Here is a 17,599-nt window from a genome sequence, read left to right on the forward strand (position 1 = left end):
TATGAATCGCCGGCTCGTTTTCGCGACGGTCGCGGTCGCCCTACTGTTGATGGGGGCCGGCTGCTCGGCGTTCTCCGGCGGCATCTCCGACGAGCAACTCGACCGCGAGCAAAACTACAGCGACGTGCGTGACAGCGACGCCGACGTCACGATCGCACTCGAGGACGGCGACCTGCTCAGCGGCGGCGAGTACCGAGCCGTCTACGATCTCAGCGGCACCGAGGAACTCTCCCTGTCCCAGTCGACGATCTACAGCGAGGAACCCCTCGATATCCGCAGCGTTCGCTACTGGTATCCCAACGGGACCGAGGTCAACGGCTCGGACCTCGAGATCGAACAGGGAGGGTCGGAGACGACCGTCGTCGTGCCCGACGAGAACGGCACGCTCGCCTTCTCCGGCGATGTCGGCCGAAAGAGCTTCCAGTTGCCGGTCTACGTCGCAGGCTCGTACGAGGTGCGACTCCCCGAGAACCATCGGGCGTCGAACTTCCTGTTCGGCCAGATCTCGCCCAACGGCTACGAGCGTGAGATCGTCGACGACCAGGTCCGGCTCACCTGGGACGAGTTGGAGACGGATCGCACGATCTCGCTCCGGTACTACCTCTCCCGAGACATTCCGCTGTTCCTCGGCCTGCTCACCGCGGTCGGCCTGCTCGGGGCCATCGGTATCGGCTACTACTACCGGCAGGTCAAGAAACTACAGGAACAACGCGAGGAGTTCGGCCTCGATCTCGACGACGACTCGGATGACGGCCCGCCCGGACTCCTGTAGTCCGCTGTCGGTCACTCGGCCGTCTTACTCGTGAATCGTTCGCTCGTCGAGCCAGACGACTTCTCGTCCCTCGAGTTCGACTCTGCCCTTGACGTGAGTCGTGTTCACCTGCGGTGGCTCGAGCGCCCCGCGTCGGACGTCGCGTGGCATGCCAACCTCGTCGACCAGCCAGCCGTAATACCGGCCGTCGTCGTCGGTGGTATCGAAGACGAGCAGTTTTGGCGCGTCGACGCGAGCCGTCGTGCGAAACGACGACCCGAACACCCGGGGAAGATCGACCACCCTGACTCGCTCGCCGGCGACGGTGATCGCCCCTGCGTTCCACGGATCGGCGGCGTCGGCGAGCGCGGAGTCGTCCGCGATGCCGAGGACCGAGACGATCGACGCGGCCCTGACACAGTAGCGTTGGTCCTCGAGATCGAACGTGAGGACGGTCACCCGTTCGTCGTCGGTGGCCCCATCGTGGTTCGGTGCCGGTCCCATTTGATATGAAAGCGTTCTGCAGAGAAAATAAGCTCACCGAATCGGCCACCGGCATGTCGATACTTGGTGGGGACGGCGCGACCCCGACGAAATCTAATCTGCCTGAACACACACGTCAGAGTCAACGTTTTATTGGTGGGGTCTGATACACGAACAGGACGATGGCCCCGGATCTCTCAGAAAAGCTTCTCGGAATCGATATCGACGACGCCGATCGGACTCGCGAGTCGGACAGCGCGAACGGCGACGACGAAGAGTTCGTTCAGTTCGTCTTCGTCCGCGTCGGTGACCACCAGTTCGCCCTGCCGGTCGACGTGGTCAGAACGGTCACGGAACCGCCAACCGAGGTGACTCGCGTGCCGCGGACACCACCGGCGATCGAGGGTCTGATGGACCTCCGTGGGGAGATCACGGCGGTCATCGATCCACGGATTCACTTCCCGACGCCCGAAACCGACTCGAATCGTGAACGACTGGTCGTCTTCGACCGTCCGAGCGACCAGCAGTCGGCCGCGATCCGCGTCGACGACGTGCTCGGCGTCGAGGTCGTCCCCGAAAGCAACGTGATCGACGACGACGGCGTCGCCGACAGTCCCCTCTCCGGCGACGCCCTCGAGCACCCACTGGTCGTTGCCCTCGTCACGCAGGAACGGGAACGAGAACGGGAGCAGTCAGTTGAGACCACGACTGCGGGCGTGTCTGCAGGCGGCGACACCGATGACGGTGCTGGCGTCTTCGGGACCGGCACGGACGACGCGGCGACGCTGTCGTCGGCCGGCGATGCAAGCGGTGGCTTCGGCAGTTCGATCGGCGAGCCGTTCGAGATCGAATCGGCCGACGACGCACGCGACGACCCCGACACGGACGGGCGGAGTGACGAGCCACAGGAGACCGTCCTCGAGGCGACCGCACTCATCGACGTCGAGCGGTTGCTGTTGGCGTCGGGACAGCAGTGAGCGGGCGGCTCGTGGACAGTCACGATCGGTGGTGAAGTCGGGCCGCTAGACGCGTGCGAACTGCCGTGACCGGGTGAGTTCGTGCCCACGTTTCGGACAGGATTGCCGGGCCGTCTCCGAGGTTTATCACGACTGATAATGGGGAGACAGCATTTATGGTAGTTGTATTGCTACGAGAATTTGGTGTACTACTGAATGTCGACAGGGGTGCTCATCGTGGACGACTCTCATTTTATGCGAAACTTATTGCGCCAGATTCTGGAACAAGATTACCGCATCGTCGGAGAGGCGTCCAACGGCGCTGAAGCCGTCAAAATGTACAAAGAACACGACCCCGACATCGTCATGATGGACATCGTGATGCCCAAATGCAACGGCATCAAGGCGACCGCGGCGATCAAGAAGATCGACCCGGATGCCCGCGTCATCATGTGTACGAGCGTCGGACAGCGTGAGAAGATGAAACTCGCCGTGAAGGCTGGTGCGGACGGCTACGTGACGAAACCGTTCGAAGAACCCAGCGTCAGAAAGGCTCTCTCAGACGTCGTCGCTGCATGACGAGAGTACTCGTTGTCGACGACTCGAGGTTCATGCGGACAGTCATCGGCAACGCGCTCGGCGAGGCTGGCTACGAGACCGAAACGGCTGTGAACGGCTCAGAAGCCGTCGAACTCGCCGGAACGTTCGACCCGGACGTCGTCACGATGGACGTCGAGATGCCCGAGTTAGACGGCATCGACGCTGTCGAACGGATCATGACGACGAATCCGGTCCCGATCCTGATGCTCAGCGCTCACACCGAATGCGGGGCGGAGGCGACGCTCGACGCCTTAGAGCGCGGGGCCGTCGACTTTCTCCACAAGCCCGACGGCTCCGACTCGCGGACCATGATCGATCTGACGAAGGAGGTCGTTGACAAGGTTGACGATCTCGCCGAGGCGAACGTCTCGACGGTGGCGCTCGCCCGGGCCACCGCGACGGCCCACGCGACCCGCTCGAGACTCGCCGGCAATCCAGGGCAGGGCACTGCCACCGGAAACGCCGTCGCCGTCGGGAGTGTCGATGTCCAGGTGAACGCCGACCACGGGACGGCTGGACCGGCCGCACGTCCCAGGATCGAGACACCGTCCGAAGCCGACGCGGACGCGGCGTCGCTGCCCACCGATCGGACAGCCGCGCCGACGATCGTCCTCGGCGCGTCGACCGGCGGCCCGAAGATCGTCGAACGCCTGTTCGAGCGACTGCCGGTCGACCTCGAGGCGAAGGTCCTGGTCGTCCAGCACATGCCCCCTGGATTCACGGACCGGTTCGCCGATCGGCTCGACACACACAGCGCATACGACGTCTTCGAGGCGTCCGACGGTGAGTGGCTCGAGCCCGGCGAAGTCGCGGTCGCGCCGGGTGACTCCCACCTCGAGGTCGGCTCCGCGGTCGACGACTGTCTCCGTTTGCGCCTCAGCGACGGTGAGCGGGTCCACGGCGTGCGGCCGTCGATCGACGTGACGATGGAAAGCGCCGCCACGGCGGTCGAAGACGGGCTCTGTGGAGTCGTATTGACCGGCATGGGCTTCGATGGCGCGGCCGGTATCGAGGCGATCAAAGCCGCCGACGGCTACACGATCGCACAGGACGAGGCTACGAGCCCGGTCTTTGGCATCCCCTGTCAGGCAATCGAAACCGGCTGTGTCGACACGGTCGCACCCGCAGACGGGATCGTCGACGCCATCGTCGACGCGTTCACGACGGACGGTGAGAACGATGACTGATTATCTGACAGATTTCGTGCAGGAAAGCGAAGAACGGATCACGGAACTGAACAACGCCTTGCTCACCCTCGAGCGCGATCCCGACGACGAAGAGGCGATGGACAACATCTTCCGGATCGCCCACACGCTCAAGGGTAACTGCGGGGCGATGGGCCTGGAGTCGGCAAGCGACCTCGCCCACGCGATCGAGGACCTGCTCGACGCCGTCCGCGGTGACGACCTCGAGGTGTCCCCGGGGTTGATGGACGACATCTTCGACGCCGTCGACGAACTCGAGGCGATGGTCGACGAGGTCGCTGCGGACGGCGAAATCGAGACCGATCCATCGGCAACGATCGACGCGCTTCGGAGCCGCCTCGACGGTGCGGACGACGAGGCGGGGACGGGACTCGCCGTCCCCCCGGACGACGAGATCGACGCGGTGTGTTCGCGGTTCGATCCGCCGGCAGACGACAACCACGACGTCTACCTCGCCCGGCTCGCGATCGCCGAGCGCGAGGGGGTCAACAACGGAACGCTGGTCGTCAAGGCGTTGATCGACGCCTTCGATCTGATCGGCACCGATCCACCCCGGTCTCGGATCGACGCCGACGAGTACGGCGACCACTTCGATGCCGTCTTCGCCACCGCCGTCGGCGAAGCCGCGATCGCCTCTGGGCTCGAGCCGGTCGATGAGGTTGACGACTTCGAGATCGTCGACGTGACCGACCGGTTCGAGACCCCCGACGAGTCGGTTCAGACTGCAGCCGACACCGACCAGGGCGACGACATTTCGTCCGAAGAGGCCCAAGAGCTCGAAGTCGACGAACTCCTCGACGAGTTCGACGAGTTCGACAATCTGGACGAACAGGTCGAGAACATCGACGATGACGAACTCGAGGCCTTCGACGACATGGGCGAGGCCGGCTCGTTCGACGATCTGCTCGGGGAAGACGAGATCACCGAGATCGACGACGAGCCGAGCGACTCGCCCGCCGAACCCGCCACGGCGGCCGATACCGACGCGGCGACGAGCGCCGAGACCGCCGAGGCGACGGCTGCGGACGCGGCTGCCGTCGACGACCCCGACGACGAGGTCGACGATGCCAGTGCGGTCTTCGACGAACTCAAAGACGAGGTCGAGATGGTCGGCTTCGACGAACTGCAAGACGAGCTCGACGAACTCGAGTTCGACGAGTTCGACGACGAGGAAGAAGTCGGCATGGACGAACTCCTCGGCGAGGACGCCGCCGACGATTCGTTTCTCGACGAGGACACGTCTGAAAGCGAAGTCGACGACGTGCTGGTCGATGCGTCAGCCGACGACGCCGGCGACGCCGACGGCGAGTTCGATGATCTCGACGTCGATGCGATCATCGAGAGCGACGAGACGAGTGCGGACGATCTCGAGCCAGCCGACGAGCCGGTCGAAGACGCAGTCGCCGACGATGGCGCGACAGCGACGGCGGACGGCCTCGAGACGATGGCATCGACAACGGACTCGGACGAGGCGTTCGCCGACGACGTCGCTGCTGACACCGGGGCTGACGACGAGACGCCAGCGGAATCGGGCAGTGACGGAGAAGTGACTGCCGAATCCGTCGAGACGGCGGACACCGACGAGGGTGACGTTGCCACCGACGACACTGGCTTCGAACCCGCCGACGAGTTCGAGACCGCTGCCGAAACAGTCGATGACGGCGATGCCGTCGCTGACGAGTCGTTCGGTGCAGATACCACCGATACCGACGATACGTTCGGCGCATCGGCTGTCGACGACGCGTTCGATTCTTCGGATGCCGACGGCGGATTCGGAGGCGAGACGGCCGAGTCGGACCCGTTCGAGACGGCGACTGCCTCGTTCGACGACGATGGATTCGACGAGGGTGGGTTCGACGAGCCCACGACTGACTCGTTCGAGGGGGCCGACGACGACTTCGAGGACGTCCTCGACGACGAGGCGTTCGACGGCACAGAGGCGTTCGGCAGCGCCGATTCCGGATTCGAGACGGCGACAACCGACGACTCGAGTCCGTCGGCGACGGCGTCGTTCGGTGAGGAGCGGGCCGACTCGGATGCCAGTGGGGACACCGACGGCGTACAGATCGTCGACGAGCCTGACCTCGAGATTCCGGATATCGACATCCCCGACCGGGACGACGACCCGGACACAGACGACGAGGGAGACGAGATCCAGTCGGTTCGTGTCGACATCGAGCAGATCGATACGCTGCTGACGCTCGTCGAGGGGCTGGTGACGAGCCGCGTTCGCCTCCGTCACGCCGCAGAGTCCGACAGCGATGACGGTGCACTGAAGACGGAACTCGATGCGCTGTCCGATCTGACCGGCGACCTCCAGGAGACAGTGATGGACATTCGGCTGGTCCCCCTCGAGACGGTGACGAACCGCTTGCCACGGGTCGTCCGCGACATCGCACGGGACCAGGACAAGCAGGTCGCCTTCGAGATGACCGGCGAGGACGTCGAACTCGACCGGAGTATCCTCGATCGGATCGGCGACCCGCTGATCCACCTGGTTCGCAACGCCGTCGACCACGGGATTGAATCGCCCGACGCACGCGAGGCGGCCGGAAAGCCCCCTGAAGGCTCGGTCGAGGTCCACGCTACCCGCGAACGCGATCGCGTGACGATCACGGTCGAGGACGACGGGAGCGGCCTCGATCCCGACCGACTGCGGGCTGAAGCGGTCGACGCTGACGTCCTCACAGAAGACGAGGCGGCAGCGATGGCCGACGAGGAGGTCTACGACCTCATCTTCCATCCTGGCCTCTCGACAGCCGACGAAGTGACCGACGTCAGCGGCCGCGGCGTCGGCATGGACGTCGTCAAGCGGACGGTCGAGGACCTCGAGGGGACGGTCTCGATCGACAGCGAGGCGGGCGCGGGGACGACCGTCACGATGACCCTCCCCGTGACCGTCGCGATCGACGAAATCCTGTTCGTCGAGAGCGGCGGCGAGGAGTTCGGCGTCCCGACCAAAGCGGTCCGCGACGTCGAATCCGCCAGGGCGATCGAGACTGTCGACGGCGAGGCCATCCTCCCCGGAGAAGTCGGCGACTACCCGGTCGTTTCGCTGGCCGATGTCCTCGAGACGCCGGCTTCCGGTGCGGACGACGACGGGATGGTCGTCCGCATCCGCGACGAGGTCCGCGAGGTCGCCTTGCACTGCGACGAGATCCGTGGCCAACAGGAGGTCGTCGTCAAGCCGTTCGAAGGCTTCATGAGCGGCGTCCCGGGGATCAGCGGTGCGACGGTTCGGGGGCGGGGGGAGGTAGTCAACATCCTGGACGTGACGACACTATGAACGAACGCGAACATCCAACCCTACGGAGGAATCCATGACGATGATGGTCGACATTCGAAAGCTGAGCTTCATAAACGAGATGGCGAAAGTCGGAACGAACGGCGTCGCCGACAACATGAGTAAACTGACCGGCGAGGACGCCCAGATGGAGGTGACCAAGACGAACTTCATCGACGTCGACGACATCGAGTCCCAACTCGACGGTGGAAAACGACTCGGCGTCCGCGTCCGACTGCTCGACGAACCGCACGGACACATCCTCATCCTCTTCCCCGAGACGAGCGCGAAGAAGATCACGGCGATCATGCTGCGTGACGTCGTCGACGATATGAACGATGTCTCCGGCAAGATGGCCAGAAGCGCCGTCGAGGAGATGGGCAACATGATGGCCAGCGGCTTCATCGACGGCTGGGCCGACGTCCTCGGCCGTGCGATCGACATCGCCGCACCACAGCTCGTCTACGCGCCCGCCGGCGACATCGTCACCCGAACGGCCAGTCTCGGCGGCGACGATCTCGCGCTGTTTTTCGATTCGGACCTGGCGGTCCCGAGCTACCAGATCGAAGCCGAGATCTACGCCTTCCCCGACCTAGAAGAGTTCGTCGAAATGGTCAACGATATCGACGTCCAAACCGCATGAAACTCGACGTCAACGCACTCGGCACGTTCTACCGGATGGCTCGAGAGGGCGCCGGCCTCGCGGCGGGGCGGCTCACGCACATGCTCGGCGTCGAGACACAGCTGGGCGTGACGAAACTCAACTTCATGCGTGGCGAGGAGATCCGCCACGATTTCGAGGATTCGACCGAAAAGGTCGGCGTCCGGGTCAAACTGACCGGCGCGATCGAGGGGTACTCGATCGTCGTCTTCGAGCGCGAGAGCGCACTCCGGGTCGTCGAAACGCTGCTCTCGGAAGCGGGGCCGGACGCCGATGTCGACGCCGATGTCGGCGACATCGACGAGTTCGACGAGATGACCGAAAGCGCCGCGACCGAGGTCGGCCACATCATGAACAGCGGCTTCATCGACGGCTGGGCCGACGTGCTCGAGGCGGTCATCGACGTTTCGACGCCGGAGTTCGTCGAGGGCCAGACCGCCGAGCCGTTTTTCGGCGACATCGACGAGGCACCGTCCGACGACGACCTCGCCCTGCTCTTCCAGAGCCGGATCGAGACCGTCGGCACCGAGGTCGGATTCAACCACTACCTCCTGCCGAAACGCGAATCGATGTCGCGGCTCCTAGAGCGGCTTCGCACCAGCGACGGGATCGAGTACGACAAACTCGAGGGCTTCGACCGGATGGCCGAACGCGGCGCCGAAGAAGTCGCCAAGACCGCGACGACGCTGACCGGGATCGACACCAGCGTCGAGATCCGCCGGCTCAACTTCGTCTCACTCGAGGCGATCCCCGAGCAGGTAGCGAACGAGAAACTCGTCGGCGCTGCCTTCGAGTTCGACGGGATGCCGAGTGGCTATCTGCTCTTCTTGTTCGACGAGGAGTCGGCCCACGAGATCGTCGACGCGATGGTTCCCATGGAGGTCGACGAGGACGGCTTCGGCGAGATGGGGACCAGCGCGATCAAGGAACTGGGCAACATCATGGCCAGTGGCTTCCTCGACGGCTGGGCGAACGTCCTCGATACGACGATCGACCACTCGACGCCGGAGTTCATCCACGATATCGGCGCTGCGGCCGTCGACCCCGTGATCATCCAACTCGGCGAAAATCAGGACTTCGCGTTCGTCTTCGACACGATCGTCGTCGCCGACGGCCGCGAGTTCGACTGTCAGGTGTACGCGATCCCCGACGAGTCGGATTTAGAGCGGGCACTGAACAACCTCGAAGTCGATCGGATCGAGGAGACCCCGACGACGGCGGAGTTCCAGGAAGTCGATAACGCATGAAAACCTACGGAACCGAACCAGGGGCACCGACGCCGGTCCAAGTCGGCATCTCCGAACTGGTCGTCAGCGACGGTGACGACACGCTCAAGTCCTACGGCCTGGGCTCGTGTCTGGCGATCGCGCTCTACGATCCCGAGAGGGGAATCGGTGGCCTGGCCCACGCCATGTTACCCGACGGCGATGCCGCAGAAAACAGCGACCGCAAACCCGGCAAATACGCAGACACGGCGATCCGCGCACTGCTCCGCCGGATGGTCGAACAGGGTGCTCACTATACCGACGTCGAGGCGAAGATCGCCGGCGGCAGCGATATGTTCGAGTTCGAGAGCTTCGGCGAAGGGGTCGGCCAACGAAACGTCGCCGCCGCGAAAGCCGAACTCGAGAAACTCGGCGTCCCCCTCGAGGCCGAAGACATCGGCGGCGAGCACGGACGAACCGTCGAGTTCACGCCTGGAACGGGAACACTCATCGTCAAGACCTCTGACGGCGACAACGGAGTGACGGAGCTGTGATCGACGGGACAGGTGAGACTGATCTCGGTGCCGACAGCACCGATGACGACGATGGGTTCACTGACATCCTCACGTTCGTCGAGGACGAACTGACCTTCGCGACGAGCCACTACAACGACAGCTATCTCGACCGTCGAGTATCCTCACGGATGCGTCGCACCCAATGTGAGACCTACGAGGCGTACTTCGAGAACCTACAGAGCGATTCCGACGAACAGGAGGCGCTGCTCGAGGCACTGAGCATCAACGTCACGGGCTTCTTTCGCAACCCGGATGTCTGGGCGGGCATTCGAACGATCCTCCGGCGTCTCTCCGAGACGAACGGCACCGTCCGGGTCTGGAGTGCCGCCTGTGCCGACGGCCGGGAACCGTACTCGCTGTCGATGCTTGCCCACGACGACCCCCAGATCGACGAGTCGTCGATCGCCATTCTCGGAACCGATATCAGCGAACCGGCCCTCGAGACGGCCCGCACGGGCGTCTACGAGGAGTCCCGGACCGTCGATTTGGCCGACCAGCTCTCCTTTCTCGACGACTACCATCGCTACGTCGACGTCGACGACCGGACCTTCAGAATCAGCGATGCGATAAAACGGAACGTTCGCTTCCGGCGCCACGACCTGATCAACGACGATCCGAAATCGGGCTTCGACCTCGTCGTCTGTCGCAACCTGTTCATCTACATCGACAACGCGTACAAGGAGTCGATGCTCGAGACGATCGCGCGCTCGCTTCGACCCGACGGCTATCTCGTCATCGGCAAAGCCGAGACGATCCCGCCGACGCTCAAATCAGCGTTTACGGTCTGTGAGGCCCGCTTGCGCATTTACCAGCGGGACGGCAAGGCGACCAACGCCGGCTGGCCCGACCACCGCTCGAACTCCTGACGAACCCTGGCGTGGGGTGTTCGGAAACTGGAAGTCAACCGGGCGTTACATGTCTTCTCGCGGAATAGATCCGACGGATGCCTTCCCTCGACCTTCGCTCGTTCGTTGCCCGCGCTGCGACGCTGGTCGATTCCTCGCCGCCGACGTCTATACAGGAAACCCGCAACTGGCTCGTCGAGCCCTTCCTCGAGACGCTTGGCTGGACCGTTCGCGCCGACTCGTGTCTGACCGACCGGGTCGTCGACGACACGCACCTCGAGTACGTGCTGACCGTCGAGTCCGTTCCTGCCCTGTTCGTCGCCGTCGAATCCGCCGCCGAGTCGCTGGATGGTGCTCGAGCGAACGCGATCCAGGCGGCGATGGCGTGGTCCGGCGTCGACCGGGCGATCTACACGAACGGCCGCGAGTTCCTCCTGCTGGCCGGCACGAGTGAGATCGAATACTGCGCACTCGAACTCACCGAACTCGATGCCAACGAGTCGGCGATCGCTACCTACTCGCGGGCGTCACTCGGCCAGTACCTCGGCCGGCATACGCGAGCGCATATCGCCCGCCAACTCGCCGTCGAACGGCCATCCTTGATCGACGAGATCACTGATCAGCTCACGGACGCTATCGACCAGGGAGAGGTCTACACCGACGAGCTCGCGTCCGCGACCGGCCGGTTTCTCGAGCAACTGCTTGTCGCCTTCGCCGAGGGCGACTCGAACCGCCTCGGCGCCGACGCAGACACCGCCGCGGACGTCTCGGTCCAGTTCAGCGAATCGGCGATCACGGACGGCAGTCAGTCGTCACCACCCGGAGCGTCGTCGTCCGCTCGGGCCGACTCGAGCGGCCCCGAACGGGACGACGATGTCACCGCCACCGACGCCGAACCGGAAACCCGAACCGACGCGACCGCCGACGCCGAGCCCGCCGAATCGGACCGCCCGACCGGCAACAGCGACACCGACGCGACGACCGGATCCGACGGGACTGCGGCGAGCGGCGACGGCGAATACGTCGTCCGGTTTTTCAACGACCGCGGTTCGATCGGCGCGATCGGTCACTCGAGCGCGGCCGGCGCGCTCGTCGAGGCCGCCGAGTACCTGCTCGAGCGCGGACTCAGCGGCGTCGAGGTCCCCTGGTCGCCGGACGACACGGAAAGAACGGTGCTGAACGACGACCCCGTCCGCGCCGATGGATCGCCGATGGACGAACCGAAGTCGCTCTCGAGGGGGCTCTTTCTCGAGACGGCCGGCGACGACGATGACCGGGCTGCTCGAGTCGAGGCGTTGGTCGCTCGAGCCGGATTGCGAGCGATGCTCACGGGAGACTGGGACTGAAAACAGCGTGCGATCAGTACTCGATGTCGACTGTCACGACGGTCACGGCGACGCGATCAACACCCTCACACCTCCAATCGTCACCGTCATTACCGATATCGTCCCACGCTTCGTTGTATTCCGTTTCCGAACTGACGGTGACTGTCCCGTCGTTGATCGAGTGGATCTCTCGAGATCGTTCGTCTTCGGTTATTGTAACGCCGAGCGTGCCATCACTCTGGATCGAGCGATTCTGCCCTGGATTAACTTCGACAAGCGATATGAGTGCGGTATCCTCAGAGTCTGAACTCTCATTATTACATGTCAATGTCGGCTCCTTGAGAACGATACTGTTTCCGTCTCCGGACTTCCGTACCAGGCCACCGCCTTCGTATGCGATCACCCCCGATTCTGATTCGTACGCGAATGTTCCCAGGTTGACTTCGTGATCTGGATTACTTGTCCCACTAATGTTGATGGTGACGTTCGTCCCGCTACTCCCGCTCCTGATCGTCCCTCCTCGCAAGGAGAGTTCCCCGTATCGTTCCGTGACCCCATCGTATCGGAGCACGTCGTCGAAGTTCGCTGCAAGCGACGTCATCGCCCGTTCGGTGTTTTGTGATTGTTCGAACTCTTGATAGTCGTTCATCGCCTGTAATCCGACCGTCGACATCAGGACGACGGACCCAAGAATCATTGCGAAGACGAGCACGAACGCGAGCACGTCCGAGACACCACGCTCGTCGCCGTTTGGTGTCGATTTCATCCGCGTTCGAGAGGCCCTCATCGGTTCTCCCCTCTGATCTGAATTTCATCACCAGTATAGGAAATCTTGATCCGCCCGCCTGAAGCCGAACTCCCGTTCTTGATCGGCTCGTCCGCCTCGATCGGTATGTACGCTTCCGTGTCCGTTCCATCAGCGGTTAGATGGAGACAATCGTTCGAGCCATTCAGCAACGGTGCCTCTTTACACACTGATCTGTTTCGCATCGTCACCGTGTATCTCGAGTTCCCGGCCTGTCGGGGTTGGTCTGTGGTCACCGCTACGCTGTCATCCCGATCGTCGACCGCTTGATCGACGACGCCGATGTCGTGTGCGATCCGTTCGCCGACCGTCTCGAGCGAGGCTTCGGTGTTGCGGTCTTGTTCCGTCTCGAGCATCGTACTGGCGCTTACCAGAAGCATGGCGACCAGAATGGTCGTAATTCCGAGTGTCAGGACGTGTGTGACACTGATCGAAACGCCGCGCTCGTGGTGTTGCGATCCGATCATGGACAATCGTCCTCGGAGATCGGCCGGGTTTTCGTGTACGTCCCGTCGGCCGAATCGTACGCGATCGTGACAGTCGCGTTATTCGGATCTTCGGTTATGTCATCTATATTGGAAATTGAGATGGCAGCAGGTTCCGACTGGACCGTCGTATTTTGGTAGGAATCGTTGAATGCCTCGATGTTTTTTTCGATATTACCCTCGTCGTCCTCGCTCCGCTCAAGCATGCACCCGATCCCGTGTTCGATCTCCTGTTCGGTCACACCTGCATCATTCACACCCTGCCCGGACGAAACGGACGAGAGCGTCTCGGTGTACAGAACGCCGTTGAAGACGACGACGATCCCGAGAATGATAAACGCAAGCGAGAGCGCCCCGATGAGGATCACCTGGCCGCGCGTCCGGTCGTCGCTTACCATACGATCACCCTGATTTCGACCACGTTGTAAACCGGTCCACTCCCTGCATCTCGATACGGAATCGTTTCTTTATCATCATCACTTGAGTTAATAAGATCCTGTTCATAATCGTCGCCTGTCGTCTCTTGCTCGTCGTACAGCGTGACGGTGTAACTCGCCGTCACAGCACCAGACGGCGGACTTCCCTGATACACGAGCGTCTTGTGATCGCGTTCGGCGTCGCCGTCTTCGTAGTGTGCTTCGACGTTGTAATTCTGCCCGTTCTCGCCGAATCGCTCGTACAGGATATCACCGAGCGTGAATTCCGTCGTGAAATTCCCGTCTTCGTCCGCCTCGTACGTCGAGTTGTTTTCGCCTGGGGGTTGCGGCCCCGACGCGTCCTCGAATCCACCCTCTCCGTTCCAGTGTCGGGTCATATTCGAGAGATTCCCACTCTCGTTGTTCGCGGCAACGACCAACGCGTCCTGGACTTCCTGTTGGACCTGTGCCTGGACCGTCCGGTCGTTCAGCCCGCCCGTCGTCGGCGTGATCACCGCCGATTGAAGCGCGAACAGAACGGCCATCAGGACGACCATCGCACTGATGAGTCCCTCGAGCGTGTAGGCCTGCCCGCGGTCACCGTTCGACGAATTTCCCTCACGCATCGTATCACCAGACCCTCACGATGAGTCTGCAGGCAGGGTCACACCGCTCCTCGCGGTCGTCGATCGTGACGATCCGTGCTGAACTGGCTGCCGACTGATCCGCATACGTCTCGCCACCGGTCCAGTTGTCCGTTGATCCGACCGTCGACTCATTACTGATATTCATGACAGTCACGTTCACGTTATCGATCGGAGTGTCACCACTCGATCGAAGACCGAGTTCTGATGTGAGAGTTGTCCCGTTATACGGATCAAGTCCGTCCTCGTCGAGTTCGTTCGACGTCCCCGTCGACGTGTCGTTCACGATCCGATCTGCGATCCGATCCGCCTGAGCCGTCTCCGCACCGCTGACCGACGAGTCGAACGGCATCATGATCGTCGGCAGAAACGAGAAGACGAAGGCGATCGCTAGCAGGAAAATCCCGATTCCAACGGCGAAGTCCTGTGTGGTCTGCCCGCGGTCGGTCCACCGACTCGAGGCCGTCTCCGGCCGCTGGGCTTCCGTTCGACGCCAACTTCGATCGTCCGGTCGTTTCCGACTCATGTTAGGCCACCAGCGTCCAGCCGATGAGTGCGACCGCGGTCAGTCCGATGACGTACTTCAGGCCACTCAGCAGGTCGGCATCCCGCATGTAGCCACAGATAAAGCCCGACATAATCGCCTGGAGCGTTACCGCGTGGAAGAACAACACCGACAACATATCGACGTCGATGTTCTCGCTCAAGTTCGCGCCACTCATTGCGCCACCGCCACCACCGCCGGCCCCACCGGCACCGCCAGCACTGCTCGCCTCGGCCCCGCCACCGCCGGCGTTGAGTCCGGCCATCGTGTCGATGAACTGCGTTTTGAGGATCGCGATCACCGCCAGCACCGTCATGAACGTCATGATGATGATCACGACCTGCATGCGCGTGCGCGATTTGCGCTCGCGTTCGATGTCGTCGTGGTTCTCGCTTGCGCGTGCGGCCGTCCGGAGCACGTCCGAGATCTGATTTGAAGCCTCCTGGGCCTCAGTGATGAGTCGTGTCGTCCGCGCAAGGCGTGGGATGTGGTACTTGTTGTTGAACTCGATGAGTGCCTCCGTCAGGCTCATCCCGTAGTTGACCTTCGTATGCATCATCTCGAACTCACGGGCGAGTTTTCCGCTCGTGGTATCGGAGACTGCCTTGAGCGACTCGAGCAGCGTAAGCCCGGTGTCGTTCGAACTCGAGAGTTTCCGCAGGTCCTCCGAGAGTTTGTTGACGACCGCGTTCCGATGACGGACGTTCCACTCGCGGAAGATCGCAAGCGGTACTGTCGTGATATACAGCGGCAAGTAGAGATAGATGACTGTCCCCCAGATCGGCTTCTCTAAGAGCTGTCCCCACGACGTCGGTGCCGATCCGGTTACCATCGCCGTCACGACGATGAGCACCGAGATGGGGCCGGTCACGACGAGCGTGATCAGTGGATAGTCACGGAAAAAGAGGTGGGGTTTCCGCAGCACCTCGAGCGTCTCGTGGGTTCCCTCGCGGTTTTTGATCCGATCGAACACGCGGTGCTCGCCGGTGAACTGCTCGACGAGGCCGAGGCTCAACAGCCCGTCGTTTTGCCCGGTTTCGGTCCGCTGATCGGTCGATCCCATCGAGAGGTAGCCATCGCCGGGCTCGTCGTGTTTGACCGTCGAAACGAGGACGAGAAAGCCGACCCCGATCATCGGGATCAGCGCGTAGACGACCATATAGAGCATCTGGTCCGTCACGCTGGCGTTCGGGATCATCTTCATCACGACCATGATGATGATGAGCAACAGCGGGAACAGCGACAGCGTCATGTACATCTCGCCGAACAGCTCGAGCGTCTCGAGGGTGAGTTCCTGTTCCTGCTTTGCCGTGCGCATGTGCTTTTCTTTCTTGTCCTCAAGGAAGCTCTCCATGTCACCGCCGCTGTTGACGATCGAGAGCATGTCCGTCAGGAACTGCGAGAGGTCGTCGCTCGGCGTCTCGAGGGCCTGCTTGCGGATCGCCGTCCGGTAGTCGATGTCGAAGTACTCGGTCTCTTTGACGATACTCTGGAACTCCTTTGCGACCTCGCCGTAGGTGTCGTCGGCCTGAGCCATCGCCTCGATGATCTCGAGTTGGTTCAGGCCGCCGACCGACAGCGCATACATGAACGACACGGAGTCGGTCAGCAGCATGTTGATCTCGCGTTTGCGCGACGAGGCACGTGAGTAGGGGATCGCGACCATCGAGCCGAACCCGATCGCGAAGCCGATCGAACCGAAGAGCAGGCCGCTAAATAAGATGACAGCCGGCACGCGAAGCATCTCGATGATCGTGAGCACCAGGCCGTTGCCGACCGGCATCCCGATGAGTGGCTCGTTCGAGAGAAGGCCGATCGCGAAGAGACTGTAGCCAAGCAACAGTCCGATCAGCCAGAGGCTCAACCCGCTGATCGTGCCAATGCCGAGCGACCGCGAGAGGTAGAGTTCGACTGTATCGGTCATCCGCGCCTGGGCGAGTTTCGTCTCTACGTCGGCGACGAACTCACTGTCGTCTCCGAACAGCCGATCGTACAGCGGATAGAAGCGGTCACCCAGTGCGTCGGAACTGGCCGACATCCCGGAGTCGCCACTGCTGTCGGTTTTCAAACTCATACGTCTCCGTCCTCGTCAGTATCGTCGTCAGTCTCGGTTTCGGTTTCGGGCTCGAAGATCCCGGTATTGCTGTCGGCCAGTACGTCGTCGTCGGTGCTGTCGTCTTTGAAAATCGACCCGTCGTCGCTCGGCTCGTTGCTCTCGAGCAGCGACTCGTCGTCACCGTCGGGCGTCTCCGCCTCGTCGTCGCTGAAAACCGAGTCAGTCTTGTCGTCGAATATCGACGTGTCATCGTCGGTATCGTCGTCAAGGCCGTCGTCAGTGCCGGTGTCGGCATCAGCGGATTCTATCGCGTCGGCCGACCGGTCCGTCTCAGCCGTCCGTGTCTCACTCACTGCGTCCGTGGATTCGGTCGCATCCGCCGGGCCATCTGGTGGATCCGACGTATCGGCCTCGATGTCGATCGTCGGCGGCTCCGGTTCGGCCGCATCGCTCGAGGACGCCGATGGCGGGGTATCGGCGGACGACTCCGGATCGAAGATCGAATCGAGATCGTCCTCCGGGAACATCGAATCGAACCCGGAGGTTTCCGAGTGGCTGGCAGTCTCCTCGGTGGCAGTCGCTCGATCGGCGTCCGGATCGTCGAGTTCGTCGATCGTCTCACCCATGTCGTCGAACAGGCCGACCAGGTCCTCGTCGTCGGCATCGCCACCGTCGTCGGTATCGCTGCTGTCGGCGTCAGAACTGTCCGTCGACTCGCGTCGTGCGTCGTCCGTCCCGTCGTCCGATTCCGCGGGCTGAC

At 62.5% G+C, this 17,599-nt stretch carries 17 protein-coding genes and 1 pseudogene; 10 read left to right on the forward strand and 8 right to left on the reverse strand.

Annotated features, from left to right (window positions below):
• Position 1: 1 nt before the first annotated feature.
• Complete coding sequence (locus tag ACFR99_RS14390; RefSeq protein WP_390288522.1) at positions 2-772, forward strand: DUF5803 family protein; 771 nt, start codon at positions 2-4, stop codon at positions 770-772.
• Between the two features lie 24 nt (positions 773-796).
• Here ACFR99_RS14390 and ACFR99_RS14395 read toward each other — a convergent pair whose 3' ends face one another.
• The gene (locus tag ACFR99_RS14395; RefSeq protein WP_390288524.1) at positions 797-1,255 is read right to left on the reverse strand and encodes a chemotaxis protein CheW; all 459 of its coding nucleotides are present in this window, start codon (positions 1,253-1,255) and stop codon (positions 797-799) included.
• 161 nt (positions 1,256-1,416) lie between these two features.
• Here ACFR99_RS14395 and ACFR99_RS14400 point away from each other — a divergent pair, with 161 nt between their 5' ends.
• The 9 genes from ACFR99_RS14400 (at position 1,417) to ACFR99_RS14440 (ending at position 11,910) form a co-directional block, all read left to right on the forward strand.
• Positions 1,417-2,211: a chemotaxis protein CheW gene (locus ACFR99_RS14400; RefSeq protein ID WP_390288526.1), complete on the forward strand. Its 795-nt coding sequence runs from the start codon at positions 1,417-1,419 to the stop codon at positions 2,209-2,211.
• A 195-nt stretch (positions 2,212-2,406) separates the two neighbouring features.
• A complete protein-coding gene (gene cheY / locus ACFR99_RS14405) occupies positions 2,407-2,769 on the forward strand; it encodes a chemotaxis protein CheY (protein WP_092935047.1) in 363 nt (120 codons plus the stop codon).
• Positions 2,766-3,977, forward strand: a complete 1,212-nt coding sequence (gene cheB, locus ACFR99_RS14410; RefSeq protein WP_390288528.1) for a chemotaxis-specific protein-glutamate methyltransferase CheB — start codon at positions 2,766-2,768, stop codon at positions 3,975-3,977. Before cheY ends, cheB begins: the two co-directional genes overlap by 4 nt.
• Positions 3,970-7,281: an ATP-binding protein gene (locus tag ACFR99_RS14415; protein ID WP_390288530.1), complete on the forward strand. Its 3,312-nt coding sequence runs from the start codon at positions 3,970-3,972 to the stop codon at positions 7,279-7,281. The genes cheB and ACFR99_RS14415 overlap by 8 nt, the downstream gene beginning before the upstream one ends.
• 34 nt (positions 7,282-7,315) lie before the next feature.
• Positions 7,316-7,921 (forward strand): chemotaxis protein CheC, encoded by a 606-nt coding sequence (locus ACFR99_RS14420; RefSeq protein ID WP_390288532.1) that lies wholly within the window; start codon positions 7,316-7,318, stop codon positions 7,919-7,921.
• Positions 7,918-9,186 carry a chemotaxis protein CheC gene (locus tag ACFR99_RS14425; protein WP_390288534.1) on the forward strand — a complete coding sequence of 423 codons (1,269 nt, stop codon included), beginning with the start codon at positions 7,918-7,920 and terminating at the stop codon, positions 9,184-9,186. The genes ACFR99_RS14420 and ACFR99_RS14425 overlap by 4 nt, the downstream gene beginning before the upstream one ends.
• On the forward strand, positions 9,183-9,698 hold the full coding sequence (locus tag ACFR99_RS14430) for a chemotaxis protein CheD (protein ID WP_390288536.1): 516 nt from the start codon (positions 9,183-9,185) through the stop codon (positions 9,696-9,698). Before ACFR99_RS14425 ends, ACFR99_RS14430 begins: the two co-directional genes overlap by 4 nt.
• A complete protein-coding gene (locus tag ACFR99_RS14435; protein WP_390288538.1) occupies positions 9,695-10,585 on the forward strand; it encodes a CheR family methyltransferase in 891 nt (296 codons plus the stop codon). Before ACFR99_RS14430 ends, ACFR99_RS14435 begins: the two co-directional genes overlap by 4 nt.
• Positions 10,586-10,662: 77 nt before the next feature.
• Positions 10,663-11,910 (forward strand): hypothetical protein, encoded by a 1,248-nt coding sequence (locus ACFR99_RS14440; RefSeq protein ID WP_390288540.1) that lies wholly within the window; start codon positions 10,663-10,665, stop codon positions 11,908-11,910.
• Between the two features lie 13 nt (positions 11,911-11,923).
• Here the strand turns inward: ACFR99_RS14440 and ACFR99_RS14445 are convergent, their stop codons facing one another.
• From ACFR99_RS14445 to ACFR99_RS14475, 7 genes and pseudogenes are all read right to left on the reverse strand, one after another.
• The gene (locus ACFR99_RS14445; RefSeq protein WP_390288542.1) at positions 11,924-12,655 is read right to left on the reverse strand and encodes a DUF7289 family protein; all 732 of its coding nucleotides are present in this window, start codon (positions 12,653-12,655) and stop codon (positions 11,924-11,926) included.
• A gap of 17 nt (positions 12,656-12,672) precedes the next feature.
• Complete coding sequence (locus ACFR99_RS14450) at positions 12,673-13,161, reverse strand: DUF7266 family protein (protein ID WP_390288544.1); 489 nt, start codon at positions 13,159-13,161, stop codon at positions 12,673-12,675.
• Positions 13,158-13,577 (reverse strand): hypothetical protein, encoded by a 420-nt coding sequence (locus tag ACFR99_RS14455; protein WP_390288546.1) that lies wholly within the window; start codon positions 13,575-13,577, stop codon positions 13,158-13,160. Before ACFR99_RS14455 ends, ACFR99_RS14450 begins: the two co-directional genes overlap by 4 nt.
• Positions 13,571-14,221 (reverse strand): DUF7288 family protein, encoded by a 651-nt coding sequence (locus ACFR99_RS14460; protein ID WP_390288548.1) that lies wholly within the window; start codon positions 14,219-14,221, stop codon positions 13,571-13,573. The genes ACFR99_RS14455 and ACFR99_RS14460 overlap by 7 nt, the downstream gene beginning before the upstream one ends.
• Before the next feature lie 4 nt (positions 14,222-14,225).
• Positions 14,226-14,765: a DUF7287 family protein gene (locus ACFR99_RS14465; RefSeq protein ID WP_390288550.1), complete on the reverse strand. Its 540-nt coding sequence runs from the start codon at positions 14,763-14,765 to the stop codon at positions 14,226-14,228.
• A gap of 1 nt (position 14,766) precedes the next feature.
• Positions 14,767-16,857, reverse strand: coding sequence for a type II secretion system F family protein (locus ACFR99_RS14470; protein ID WP_390288552.1), 2,091 nt, complete (start codon positions 16,855-16,857; stop codon positions 14,767-14,769).
• Positions 16,854-17,599: pseudogene (locus ACFR99_RS14475) on the reverse strand (secretion system protein E); the annotation flags it as partial. The gene ACFR99_RS14470 and the pseudogene ACFR99_RS14475, both read right to left, overlap by 4 nt.

This window comes from Haloarchaeobius amylolyticus, from assembly GCF_042678045.1.
GTDB lineage: Archaea > Halobacteriota > Halobacteria > Halobacteriales > Natrialbaceae > Natrinema > Natrinema amylolyticus_A.

What these genes read in the sequence shown, in the direction of transcription:
- ACFR99_RS14390 (WP_390288522.1), top strand. Translation starts at nt 2, where the DNA reads ATGAATCGCCGGCTCGTTTTCGCGACGGTCGCGGTCGCCCTACTGTTG.
- ACFR99_RS14395 (WP_390288524.1), bottom strand. Translation starts at nt 1,255, where the DNA reads ATGGGACCGGCACCGAACCACGATGGGGCCACCGACGACGAACGGGTG.
- ACFR99_RS14400 (WP_390288526.1), top strand. Translation starts at nt 1,417, where the DNA reads ATGGCCCCGGATCTCTCAGAAAAGCTTCTCGGAATCGATATCGACGAC.
- cheY (WP_092935047.1), top strand. Translation starts at nt 2,407, where the DNA reads ATGTCGACAGGGGTGCTCATCGTGGACGACTCTCATTTTATGCGAAAC.
- cheB (WP_390288528.1), top strand. Translation starts at nt 2,766, where the DNA reads ATGACGAGAGTACTCGTTGTCGACGACTCGAGGTTCATGCGGACAGTC.
- ACFR99_RS14415 (WP_390288530.1), top strand. Translation starts at nt 3,970, where the DNA reads ATGACTGATTATCTGACAGATTTCGTGCAGGAAAGCGAAGAACGGATC.
- ACFR99_RS14420 (WP_390288532.1), top strand. Translation starts at nt 7,316, where the DNA reads ATGACGATGATGGTCGACATTCGAAAGCTGAGCTTCATAAACGAGATG.
- ACFR99_RS14425 (WP_390288534.1), top strand. Translation starts at nt 7,918, where the DNA reads ATGAAACTCGACGTCAACGCACTCGGCACGTTCTACCGGATGGCTCGA.
- ACFR99_RS14430 (WP_390288536.1), top strand. Translation starts at nt 9,183, where the DNA reads ATGAAAACCTACGGAACCGAACCAGGGGCACCGACGCCGGTCCAAGTC.
- ACFR99_RS14440 (WP_390288540.1), top strand. Translation starts at nt 10,663, where the DNA reads ATGCCTTCCCTCGACCTTCGCTCGTTCGTTGCCCGCGCTGCGACGCTG.
- ACFR99_RS14445 (WP_390288542.1), bottom strand. Translation starts at nt 12,655, where the DNA reads ATGAAATCGACACCAAACGGCGACGAGCGTGGTGTCTCGGACGTGCTC.
- ACFR99_RS14450 (WP_390288544.1), bottom strand. Translation starts at nt 13,161, where the DNA reads ATGATCGGATCGCAACACCACGAGCGCGGCGTTTCGATCAGTGTCACA.
- ACFR99_RS14455 (WP_390288546.1), bottom strand. Translation starts at nt 13,577, where the DNA reads ATGGTAAGCGACGACCGGACGCGCGGCCAGGTGATCCTCATCGGGGCG.
- ACFR99_RS14460 (WP_390288548.1), bottom strand. Translation starts at nt 14,221, where the DNA reads ATGCGTGAGGGAAATTCGTCGAACGGTGACCGCGGGCAGGCCTACACG.
- ACFR99_RS14465 (WP_390288550.1), bottom strand. Translation starts at nt 14,765, where the DNA reads ATGAGTCGGAAACGACCGGACGATCGAAGTTGGCGTCGAACGGAAGCC.
- ACFR99_RS14470 (WP_390288552.1), bottom strand. Translation starts at nt 16,857, where the DNA reads ATGAGTTTGAAAACCGACAGCAGTGGCGACTCCGGGATGTCGGCCAGT.